Source organism: Microvirga sp. 2YAF29 (assembly GCF_052114605.1).
GTDB lineage: Bacteria > Pseudomonadota > Alphaproteobacteria > Rhizobiales > Beijerinckiaceae > Microvirga.
Genome location: NZ_JBFRFB010000014.1, coordinates 67,448 through 78,146 on the forward strand (window position 1 = coordinate 67,448; position 10,699 = coordinate 78,146).

Below are 10,699 nucleotides of genomic sequence, written 5' to 3' on the forward strand. Positions count from 1 at the left end.
ATCAAGCCACGGCTGTGATCCTGTTTCCACCTGAAAACACGAGATCTCGCCGTAGAACGGGGATCGTCCGCTCGGCGAGGCGCACCATCAAGGCCTCGCAAAACGCCCATATGACATCGTCATGCACCAGATGATGGGTCAGGAAGCCGATAGGCTCCTCGGGGTCCGCCTCTCCCGCCGCCCGCCGCTCGACGGTCCCGGCCAGGCTTGCAATGATCCGGGCGGGGTCGAGCAGGCCGCGGCACCCGTGCCAATCGATGGGGTCGACGTGGGTGTTCACCTGGAGGAGGCCGGGCGCGGGGAAGGCGGTTTTTCGGTCGGTGAAGGTCGAGATGCCTTGGTAGCCCTTGAGCGCCAGCCTCGGGAGCAAGCCCGGCGCAATCCTGTTCCAGGGTGGCACGAAGACCGGCAAAAGCTTATCGCCAAGCCGCTCCTGCGCATGCCGCAAGGCCTGAGCCGCTTCCCAGGCCATGAGATCGAGGGAGCGATGGGCTCCGAACTCCGCCTTCTTCTCACCTGCTGGTGCATGGTTTGTATGAGACCAGCCATGCACGAGAGCGAAAGCGTGGTCCTCTGTTTGTAGCCGCTCAGTCAGAGAAGCCTCGAGCTTCGAAGGGATGACGGCCAGGGCGATGCCCGCATTGGCTTGCCGGCTGAGCGAGAGTAGCCGGTCCAGAGCAGGTGTATCGGACACCGCATCGTCGTCCCGCCACCAGAGCTGGACAGGATATCCCCGATCCCGCGCATGGCTGAGCGCCTGATCGAGAGGGGACCAGTCCAGCTTTTGGTGCAGCGCGGGAGCGGCACGGAACAGGCTCTCGGCAATCGCGACGCTCTGCTGGGCGCCATCGAGGTTGAAGGATACGGATTGAGGAGTCTGGCGCGATTCCGCTTCGCGGATGGCCTCGACGAGGCTTGTCGGCGAGAGTCCGTCTTCGGAAACGATTGAGGCGAGTCCCAAGGCCTTCAGCCGTTCTGCCCGCAACCGCTGCTCGGTTTCCTGACCAGCTTCGAAAGGCACGAGGACCGATTGCACGCCGGTTCGCAAAAGATCCACGACGGTATTGTAGCCTGCCTGACTGATCGAGATTTCGGCCTGCGCGAGAAGGGCCCGGAAATCGGGGCGCGCCCGTTCGACGGTAACATGAGATGGCGCAGCGCGAAGCAGCGCCTGAAAGTCCTCTTCCGCCACGCCGCGCCCGACCAGGATGCGCCAGGACTTCTCCGGCATTTCCCGCGCCGCACCGAGAGCGGCGCGATAAAGTGGCAGGCTCGCGGCGCTCGATCCGCCTGAAACCAGAATGCCATCGCGCGATCCTTCCACGACAGCGTTCGGGTTCTCGTCCACATAGCCCGTGTAGCGGATAAGGGGACGAATGCCTTCATCGACGGGCCATGTGGTCTCCAGCGGCACGAGCTGCGGATCGCCATGGACGAGCACCGCATCGTAGCTTTCGCGAATGCGCTCGCGCGTTTGTGCGATGCGCTCGGGCTTGGATGGCGAGGCGAGAATGTCGCGGATGGAGCAAAGAATTCGCGGGCGCGGGCTTAAATGGCGCGCCTCCGTGAGAAGGGCCTCGAATTCCTTCGCCAGAACGCGGCGGCCGAAGGGATAAAGTTCGGTGATGACGATGTCGGGCCGGATTTCATGAAGCGTCGCGAGCAAAAGTTCGCGGCGCTCGGTTAGATAGGCTTCGTCGATGGGCGAAGAGTTTGCATCCAGCAAGGTCTTGAAGTCGGTGCCGATGATCCGCACCGGCGGCAATTGCACGAAACGGATCGTGCCGAGGTTCGCGGGCTGTGTTGGTCCGCCGCCTGAAATAAGCGTCGTTTCATGCCCCGCTTGGCCGAAAGCGCGTGCGAGGGCCGCGGCCCTCGTGAGGTGGCCCGCTCCCAGAAGATGCGTGACGACGATCAGGACGCGCATGATCGTTCTCCCCGCACGAGAATGAAGCCTGAGAGGCCCTCGCGCAAGCGCCGGGCCGCACCGTCGAGATTGCGCTCTTCGCGGATGAAGCGTTGTGCGTTGCGTCCGAGCTGTTGAAGGCGTTCGCGGTCGTTCGCGAGGTCTCTTATCGCATGTGCGAAGGCTGCTGCATCGCCCGGTGCGGTAAGCAGGCCCGTCTCGCCATGCAGCGCGACGCTGGCAACTCCCCCGAAATTTCCAGCGATCACGGGGCAGCCGAATGACTGCGCTTCCAGCAGCACCATTCCATAGGCTTCGTTGACGGCGGGCCAGACGAAAACATCCGCCTGGGCGTAAAGCTGCGCCAGCTCTGCCTTGTTCTCGATCTGGCCGTGCCAGCGAATGCGCTCGCCGAAGGCTGCGAAGAGGCCTTCGATCTCCTCACGCGCCTCGCCGTCGCCGACGATGTCGAGCGACCAGGTCATATCGATCATCCGCGTCAATGCCTCGGCGAGGATGCGGTAGGACGCGAGCTTGTCGCCCTGGCGCATCATCGCCACCGTCAGAAGGCGCACCTCGCCCGAGTGAGGAATGTCGGAGCTCCCAGGCCATTCCTCGGTATCCATGAAGGGCGGCAGTGAAACGAGCGTTTGATGCGGCGGCTTCGCGGCCTCAATCGCGGGGGCATCGTTCGCCGTCATCACGAAGATCGCATCGGCCTGATCGAGTGCCGCTTCCGCGCCCGCATGGCTGATCGCCCAAGGGCCTTGCGCGCGCTTCGCCGCCCGCGATCCCTCGGCGACGACATAGGGGATGTTCAGTGCTTTGCTGACCCGTGGGCCGATCCAGTCCGGGGCCTTGTAATAGACGTGATAGGTGAACCAGAGACAGGGGCGGCTCGCTTCAGGCAGGCTTTTGTAATGTTCGATGAGGCGGGCTGCTTCATCGAGGGATTGCTGCCTGAGACCTTCCTGGCGATCATGAGCGCCTGTCTTGTCCAACGTCCGCAATTCGCTTGCAAGCACAGGCGGAAAGCCTGCGCGGTCGAGCGCCTTCATCACAAGGCGCGCCATGGTTCTGTCGCCCGATGGCAAGGGATGGTTGGGGCTTTTCAGCGGGGCATAGAACGCAACGGGCTTGCGAGTGTTCACACCGGCTCCGGTTGTTTCGTGATGCTCTGCGTCATCGAACGCAGGCGGCTTTCCAAGAAGTCGATGCCGCCATCCATGGAGAAGTCGTGTCGCAGGCGCCGATAGGCTGCTTCACCCAGGGCTTTCCTCTGCTCGGGGTCGCGCGCGAGAAGATTGAGAGCGTTCGACAGCGCCTCCCAATCTCCAGGCGGCACGAGTTCGCCCTCGATCTTGTTGCGGATGAATTCGGGGATGCCCGCGAAATCGGTCGCGATGATGGAAAGCGACTGGCCCGCCGCTTCCATGATCACATTGGGCAATCCATCCCGGTCGCCTGAGGAGGCTTTCTTGGAGGGCAGCACGAAGATGTCCGCATCGCGCAAAAGCGCGATGATGTCGGGCTGCGCCTTCGAGCCGAGAAACGCCACCTTGTCGGCGATGCCCGCCTGCTGCGCCTGGGTCTTGAGACTGCTCAACAGATCGCCGCCGCCGATATGGGCGAAGCGCCAGTGCAGGTCCTGCGGTAAGGCGGCCAGTGCCTGGAGCAGGTCGCTGTAGCCCTTCTTCGCCACGGCGCGCCCCACGGATACGATGCGTATGGGGTCCATCGGGTTCGAGCCGTCGCGTGCGGGGCGGCTTTCCGGCGGTGCGGGAAAGCGCGAAAGATCGAGGCCGTGATAAACGAGCGAAACTCGCCCGGGTGACGAAAGCGCCTGCAGATGCTCCGCGCCCTGCGCCGTGCAGGTGACGCCCCACAGCGCCTCCTGCATCTTCTCGCGTTTCTCCCAATCCGGCGTCGTCCAGATATCCTTCGCATGGGCCGAGAAGGTCCAAGTGCGTCCGGTCAGCAGGGCGGCATAGCGCACGACGGAAGCGGGCGTGTGGAGATAATGCACGTGGATATGAACGACGTCGGCCGGCAGCTCGCGCGCCATCGCGAAGGCCTGACCCAGGCGGCGGATGCGGTTGGCGGTGAAGTCGCGTTTCAGGTCGCGCCAGAAGGCATGGATCGTTTTACTGAGGCCCTTCTGTCCAAGGCTCCAGAACGCACCTTTGAGAACGCGGATCGGCTCTTCGTAGAGATATTCCGGAAGATAGGTCACCCGCGCCTTGATCTTCTTGTTCATCGGGTGAACGGCGCGCTCGGTCGGATGGCGCAGCGACCAGATTTCGAGTTCCAGCCCGCGGGCTTCGAGCGCCAGGATTTCCTGGGCGATGAACGTCTCGGACAGGCGCGGGTAGCCTTTCACGACGACGGCGATGCGCCGGGCTGCGGAGGAGGGGAGCATGGATGGCGTTACTCGGCCGCCTGATTGTATGCGGCGACATAGGGAAGGGCGGGCTTGGCCAAAGCCTTAAGCCGCTCCTGCACCCGGTCAAGCCCGTCGAGCAGGCCGGGGATCACCACCTCGGAAGGGCGCGGCTGCGTGGACAGCGCGCGCAGGGCCTTCGCCATCCTCTCCGGCGTGCGCGGTTCGTTGTAGTCGCTGAGCATGCTCACCAGCCCGAGCCGTTCGGCTTGCACGGCCCGGATATACTGCTCGAGACGCGGCTTGGTGCGCGGCACGATCAGGGTGCGCTTGTCGAAGGACAGGGCTTCGCAGAACGTATTGTAGCCGCCCATGGCCACGATGGCGTCGGCCTTCTTCATGAGCCATTCGATCTTGTTGTCGAAGGCCATCACATCGAGCTTCGGCTGCTTGGCGATGCGCTCCACGAAGGCGCGGCGTTTGTCGCGGTCGATGAAGGGGCCGAACAGGATGAGCGCGGGCTGCTCCAATGCCGGATCGGCCTCATAGGCCGAAATCACCCAATCGATGAGATCGTCGCCATCGCCGCCGCCGCCCGTGGTCACGAGAATGAAGGGCTGCTTGGTGATCTTAGGGTATCTCGTCAGCGACTGGGTCGGCGGGACCTCGCGGCGCAGATAGCCCGTGTAAGTAATCCGCTTCTGCACCTCGGGCGGCAGGTCGAGGGCTTCGAGGGGTTGGTAGACGTCCTTCAGGCCGTAGACCCAGACTTCGTCGTAATAGCGGGCGAGGGCGTCCTTGGCTCCTTTGCGCTCCCATTCGGGAACGAGGAGAGCGGGCTCGTCCATCACATCACGGATGCCGAGCACGAGGCGGCAGCCGGTGGCCTGGAGATAGTCGAGAGCAGGCACGACCTCGCCGCGAAAGCCGGTCGGCTCCTTGTCGACGATGAACACGTCGGGCTGGAAAGCCTTTGCCGTCTGGAGGATCAGCGCTTGGCGCAGGCCTACGGCCTCGTCCAGCTCCACATTGAGGTTGAGGCTGCGATAATCTCCGTCGGGCAGCTTCGTGACGCCGGGAATGCGGATGTAATCGACCCCGCTGCCGAACTCGAAATTGCCGATCACGGGCGAACCAGAAATGATGACGACCGAAGCGTCAGGGCGTTCCTCGACAATGGCATTCGCAAGCGCCCTGGACCGGCGCAGATGTCCGAGGCCGAACGTGTCGTGGCTATAGATGAGAACGCGCGCACCGATAGGGTGCCGCGGCGGAGCCGAAGAAAGGTCCGTCCTGAAGTCCATGACCGCGTCTGCCATGCAGCCGTCCCTTGATTGGGAGATAGGGAGTCGAATTGACGTTTAGTCAGTTGACGTTAGGACACCTATCTCTACCCTTGCAATAGCCCCACTCGTCAAACTATGGCGGCGCCCCAGATCGGAAAGAGGGACCTCTGGCGATTATGAGACTGGTATCGGCGCACTGATGGATAAGAGCCTCTTCCGGTATATCTGGACACATTCGAAGCGCGACCAGCTTTTCATCTGTTTCGTGGTCCTGCTTTCGCAGCCTTTTTACTTTGTTTCCCTGGACTTACCTCGGCAGATCGTGAACCAGGCCATCCAGGGTGAGGCCTTTCGGGACGGCAATGCGACGGCCCCTTTCCTGAAGCTCGGAATCGACCTGCCACGGTGGCTGGGGGGCGGCTCGTTTCAGATTTTCGAGGGCTTCGAGCTTGGGCGGCTGGGGCTGTTGCTGGGGTTATCCACGCTTTTTCTGTTCTTCGTGGTCATCAACAACGCCTTCAAGTACTGGGTCAATATTTCAAAAGGCATCCTAGGCGAGCGCATGCTTCGGCGCATGCGGTTCGATCTCTTCGCCATGGTCCTGCGTTTCACGCCGGAAGCCCTGCGCACGGTCAAATCCTCGGAAACCGCGACCATCATCAAGGACGAAGTGGAGCCCATCGGCGGGTTCATCGGCGATGCCTTCATCACGCCGGTGCTCTTAGGCCTTCAGGCCACGACCGCCCTGTTCTTCATCATGGTGCAGAATGTCTGGCTCGGGCTGATGGCGCTGGGCGTGATCGGGCTGCAATTCACCATCATTCCCCGCCTGCGCCGCGAACTCCTGCGCCTCGGCAAGGAGCGCCAGCTCGCCTCCCGTGAGCTGGCCGGGCGCATCGGCGAGGTGCTCGACGGCATCGAGGTCGTGCATGTGCACAATGCCTATGCCTGGGAGCGGGCGGAGATCGGAAACCGGCTCTTCAGCCTCTTCAGCATCCGGCTGAAGATCTATAACCGCAAATTCGCGGTGAAATTCCTCAATAACTTCCTGTCCCAGGTCACGCCTTTCCTGTTCTACGCGGTCGGCGGCTATTTCGCCCTGCGCGGCACGCTCGACATCGGTCAGCTCGTCGCCGTCATCGGCGCTTATCGCGAGCTGCCGCCGCCCTTGAAGGAGCTGATCGACTGGGATCAGCAGCGCCTCGACGTGCAGGTGAAATACGATCAGGTGACCCAGCATTTCGCGGAAGAGCGGCTGGCGCCCCTTCTCCCCATGTCCGAGGAAGACAAGGAAGCCGATCAGCCGTTGGTGGGCGAACTCGTGGCCGAGGATCTGCGCATGGCCGGCCCCCATGGCGACATGATCATCGACGGCGGGGCCTTCTCCTTGAACCTGCCGACCCATGCGGCCTTGATCGCGGACGGTGGCGCTGCCGCCAGTCTCACAGCACGGATTCTGGCGCGCCGCATCCCGGGCTTCGGCGGGACGGTCCGCATCGGCGAGCAGGATCTCATGCGGATGCCCGCATCGGTCGCGGGCCGCAGGATTGCCTATGCCGGCATCGATCCGGTCCTGTTCCCCGGAAGCATCCGCGACAACCTCATCTACGGCCTGCGCTTCCGCCCGGTGGCGAAGAGCGAAGAGGACAAGCGCGAGGCTGCCAAGCGCATCGCCGAGGCCGCGAGGACCGGCAATCCTTATGAGAGCATCGCCGATCAGTGGATCGACTACGAAAGGGTAGGCGTGAAGGACGAGTACGAGCTCGACCGCCTGCTCGTGAGTCTCCTTAACGAAGTCGAGATGGGGGAATCCATCTACTTGTTCGGCCTTGCGGGGCGGATCGATCCGGAAGGGCATGAGGCCCTGGCCGAGCGCCTCGTCGAGGCGCGCGATCGCCTGAGGCAGACCTTCGAGTCGAGCGACATGACCGATCTCGTCGAGTTCTTCGATCCTGAGCGTTACAACGAGCAGGGAACGGTAGCCGAGAACCTGCTGTTCGGCGTACCCGTCTCGCCCGAGTTCAGGGGGCGCAACCTTGCGGACAATCCGCAATTCAGGAGCGCCATCGACGAGGCAGGTCTTACCGACGATCTCACCGAGATGGGCCTGCAGATCGCCGAGACCATGACGGAAATCTTCCAGGGATTGCCGCCGGGCCATTCCCTGTTCGCGCAATTCTCCTTCATCGGTGCCGAGGAGCTACCTGAATTCGAGGCCCTCCTGCGCCGACGGGCGAGAGGAGCGACCACCCTCAAGCGGGAAGAGCGCACGAGGTTGCTCGCGCTGCCCCTGGCCTATATCGAGTCCAAGCACCGTCTTGGCCTTCTCACCGCGGAGCTGAGACAGCGCATCGTCGAGACCCGCAGCCTCGTGCGCGACACGCTGGAAAAGGACTCCGCGACCGGTGTCGAGTTCCTGGACGTGGAAAAGATCATCGCGGCCGCGCCTTTAAGGGACAACCTCCTCTTCGGGCGGATCAATTATCAGGTCGCCGATGCAAGGCGCCGGGTGGCGGAGGCCGTGGCGGCGGTGATCCGCGAGCTCGACCTCCTGGAGGATGTGGAGCGCATCGGCCTCGACCACGAGGTCGGCACCGCAGGCCGCCTGCTCTCACCGCAGGAGAGGGCGAGCGTCAATCTTGTCCGCTGTCTGGTGAAAAACCCTGATATTCTCGTTATCGACGGGGCGCTGGCCCCCTTCGACGAGGAGCGCAGCCGCAGGATCGTTCAGAAGCTCATCGCCTATCTCGAACAACAAACCCTGTTCATGGTTTTGCCGAATGATCGACAGGCCGGTGAATTCGATGTTCAGATGCGCTTCAAGAACGGACTGATCGTCACGGAGAAGACGGCAGAACCGCGCAAGGGCGATAGGAAGCCCATGCCGGAGGCCGCCCAGAGCGTAACAGGAGAGGTGGCATGACCCTTGAGACGGAGGTCCAGTCCCTGAGGCAGGTTCCGATGTTCCGGGATATCGACCCGGCGCGGTTGAAGCTTTTGGCCTTCACGAGCGAGCGCGTCCAGTTCTCGAACGGACAGCGCTTCTTTTCACAGGGCGATCCTTCGGATGCGGCCTATGTGCTCCTCGACGGGCGGGCGAATGTGCTTCTCGACACGCCGAACGGGGAGATCAAGGTGGCGGAACTCGCCGGCAACGCTCTTGTGGGCGAGATGGGCATTCTGTCCGACACCCCGCGCTCCGCCACCATCATGGCATCGGAACCCACCACCGCCCTGCGAATCGACAAGCGGGTTTTCCTCGAATTGCTGGCCCAATTCCCTCAGATGTCGCTGGCCGTGATGCGCGAATTGGCGCAGCGCTTGGAGCGGACAAACGCGCAGCTGGTGGCGCAATCCTCCTCGTAGGGGGTAGGTTCTACCGCTTTTTGGTGGGGAAAACGGGCCACAGTGAACCATTAATTTACCCTGTTATGGCCAAGCTGACCGATTCTGGACACATCTTGCCTGCAACCCTTGTCCCAGAATGACACAAGGGAAGGTTCGGCACCCAAGCCGGACCATGCGGGAACTAAGTGATGACGAGTAACGCGAGAACGCTGCTATGCGCCGTGCCGCAACCTGTTGCGGACCAGCGTAAAGGCGGTCGCAGCCGCCACATGGTTCGCCTGGCCCTCGGGCTGGGCCTGATGGTGGGGTTCCAGGGCATGACGGCGGGTCCAGCCGCCGTCGCGACCCTGCCCACCGCCATGTTGGCGAGCAACGTCTCGGCGCCGAAAACTCAAATCGCTACGGCGCCCATCGTCGCCTCAGTTGCCTTCACGCCGGAGCTGTCCAAGGCTCCAAGCCTCTTTCAGGCCATCCTCGAAGGCGCGTTCTCCTTCAAGAAGAAGGAAAAGGCTCCGCCGCCGGAACTCGAAGCCGCCGGCAATCCTGATGAGATCATCCCCTTCAACGGCCGCAATATCCCCCGCTGGCTGGTCCATTCCATCCTCAAGGCCGCCCATGTGACGGGTGTCGACCCGGTCTACATGATGACCCTGGCCGATGTGGAATCGAGTCTTTCTCCCGACGCCAAGGCGCCGACCTCGTCCGCCAAGGGCCTGTTCCAGTTCATCGACCGCACCTGGCTTGAGATCGTCCAGCTCCATGCGGCCGATTACGGCTTCACCGCGCTCGCCGAGGCGGTCAAGTCGGTCGATGGCGATCCGGTCGTTTCCGAGAAAGACCGCGAGTGGGTCATGAACCTGCGCACCGATCCGTATTTCTCGGCCCTCATGGCCGGTGAGCTGATCAAGGACGTGGAGCGCGCCCTCTTCACGCAGGGCGAACGGGAGCTGGCCGAGGCCGAACTCTACCTCGCCCACTTCCTCGGCGCCACGAGCGCCGTGCGCTTCCTCGAGGTTCTGGACCAGGACCCGGACATGAAGGCCTCCAAGCTCTTCCCCAAGGCCGCCAAGGCTAATGCCGGCTTGTTCATGGAAGGCAAGGGCCGCAAGCGCCGCCCGGTCAGCGTCGCGGAGCTCTACAACAAAATCGATTCCAAGATCGTGCGCCGCCTCGACCGCTACGAGGGCATCGGCCCCTATCTCGCGGAAGTCACCGCCCGCACGGTTGAGCCGACCGAGACCAGCGCAATCGTGCAATAACGAACACCGATCCCAAAAGTGGAAACCGCTTTTGGGATCGAATTCGGTGCTTCATTTTCGATGCGCTAAAACGCCTTGAACGTGATGATCGTGTGAGTGTCCGCGATTTCCGGGATCAATTGGACGTTCTGGGCGATGAAGTGCCCGATATCGACGTCGTCATCCACGTGGAACTTGGCGAGAATGTCGTAATTGCCTGCCGTCGAGTAAATCTCGGACGCGATTTCGCGGTCGGCGAGGGCGTTCGCGACGGCATAGGTCTTCCCGAGCTTGCATTTGATCTCGACGAAGAAGGTCTGCATGGGGCGCTCCAATAGGCGGCTTCTTGAGAAAACGTATGGCACGACAGTGCCCGCGTGAAAATCCGTTCCTTACGGCCGTCCGATTGAGACGTAGTGGAATCCGTGGTGGCGCATTTCCTCGGGGCGGTAGACATTGCGCAGGTCCACCACCACGGGAGCAGCCAGCGCCGCCTTCAGGCGTCGCAGATCCAGCGCCCGGAACATGTCCCACTCGGTCA

8 protein-coding genes and 1 pseudogene are annotated in these 10,699 nt (G+C 62.6%); 3 read left to right on the top strand and 6 right to left on the bottom strand.

The genetic code is table 11. From position 1 onward, the window contains the following. Position 1: 1 nt before the first annotated feature. Genes AB4Y85_RS16680 through AB4Y85_RS16695 form a run of 4 tightly spaced genes read right to left on the bottom strand, consistent with a single transcriptional unit; the run spans position 2 to position 5,605 of the window. Positions 2-1,927 carry a glycosyltransferase gene (locus tag AB4Y85_RS16680; protein ID WP_441986044.1) on the bottom strand — a complete coding sequence of 642 codons (1,926 nt, stop codon included), beginning with the start codon at positions 1,925-1,927 and terminating at the stop codon, positions 2-4. After that, positions 1,915-3,057: a glycosyltransferase family 4 protein gene (locus tag AB4Y85_RS16685; RefSeq protein WP_441986045.1), complete on the bottom strand. Its 1,143-nt coding sequence runs from the start codon at positions 3,055-3,057 to the stop codon at positions 1,915-1,917. The genes AB4Y85_RS16680 and AB4Y85_RS16685 overlap by 13 nt, the downstream gene beginning before the upstream one ends. Continuing rightward, complete coding sequence (locus tag AB4Y85_RS16690; RefSeq protein WP_441986046.1) at positions 3,054-4,325, bottom strand: glycosyltransferase family 4 protein; 1,272 nt, start codon at positions 4,323-4,325, stop codon at positions 3,054-3,056. Before AB4Y85_RS16690 ends, AB4Y85_RS16685 begins: the two co-directional genes overlap by 4 nt. A gap of 8 nt (positions 4,326-4,333) precedes the next feature. Next, on the bottom strand, positions 4,334-5,605 hold the full coding sequence (locus AB4Y85_RS16695) for a glycosyltransferase family protein (protein WP_441986047.1): 1,272 nt from the start codon (positions 5,603-5,605) through the stop codon (positions 4,334-4,336). Positions 5,606-5,894: 289 nt separating this feature from the next. Between AB4Y85_RS16695 and AB4Y85_RS16700 the strand changes: the two genes are divergently transcribed. The 3 genes from AB4Y85_RS16700 to AB4Y85_RS16710 all read left to right on the top strand — a co-directional run bounded on the left by AB4Y85_RS16700 (position 5,895) and on the right by AB4Y85_RS16710 (position 10,179). Next, entirely contained in the window at positions 5,895-8,495 is a 2,601-nt protein-coding gene (locus AB4Y85_RS16700; RefSeq protein ID WP_441986048.1) for an ABC transporter transmembrane domain-containing protein, read from the top strand. Then, positions 8,492-8,938, top strand: coding sequence for a Crp/Fnr family transcriptional regulator (locus AB4Y85_RS16705; RefSeq protein ID WP_441986049.1), 447 nt, complete (start codon positions 8,492-8,494; stop codon positions 8,936-8,938). The genes AB4Y85_RS16700 and AB4Y85_RS16705 overlap by 4 nt, the downstream gene beginning before the upstream one ends. Positions 8,939-9,108: 170 nt before the next feature. Further along, positions 9,109-10,179: a transglycosylase SLT domain-containing protein gene (locus AB4Y85_RS16710; RefSeq protein WP_441986050.1), complete on the top strand. Its 1,071-nt coding sequence runs from the start codon at positions 9,109-9,111 to the stop codon at positions 10,177-10,179. A gap of 65 nt (positions 10,180-10,244) precedes the next feature. Here AB4Y85_RS16710 and AB4Y85_RS16715 read toward each other — a convergent pair whose 3' ends face one another. Both AB4Y85_RS16715 and AB4Y85_RS16720 read right to left on the bottom strand, forming a co-directional pair. Continuing rightward, complete coding sequence (locus tag AB4Y85_RS16715; protein WP_441986051.1) at positions 10,245-10,481, bottom strand: Lrp/AsnC ligand binding domain-containing protein; 237 nt, start codon at positions 10,479-10,481, stop codon at positions 10,245-10,247. Positions 10,482-10,550: 69 nt separating this feature from the next. Beyond that, positions 10,551-10,699 (bottom strand): annotated as a pseudogene (locus AB4Y85_RS16720) (UDP-glucose 6-dehydrogenase); the annotation flags it as partial.

Coding starts and splice junctions, on each gene's coding strand:
- AB4Y85_RS16680 (WP_441986044.1), bottom strand. CDS start 1,927: ATGCGCGTCCTGATCGTCGTCACGCATCTTCTGGGAGCGGGCCACCTC.
- AB4Y85_RS16690 (WP_441986046.1), bottom strand. CDS start 4,325: ATGCTCCCCTCCTCCGCAGCCCGGCGCATCGCCGTCGTCGTGAAAGGC.
- AB4Y85_RS16695 (WP_441986047.1), bottom strand. CDS start 5,605: ATGGCAGACGCGGTCATGGACTTCAGGACGGACCTTTCTTCGGCTCCG.
- AB4Y85_RS16705 (WP_441986049.1), top strand. CDS start 8,492: ATGACCCTTGAGACGGAGGTCCAGTCCCTGAGGCAGGTTCCGATGTTC.
- AB4Y85_RS16710 (WP_441986050.1), top strand. CDS start 9,109: ATGACGAGTAACGCGAGAACGCTGCTATGCGCCGTGCCGCAACCTGTT.
- AB4Y85_RS16715 (WP_441986051.1), bottom strand. CDS start 10,481: ATGCAGACCTTCTTCGTCGAGATCAAATGCAAGCTCGGGAAGACCTAT.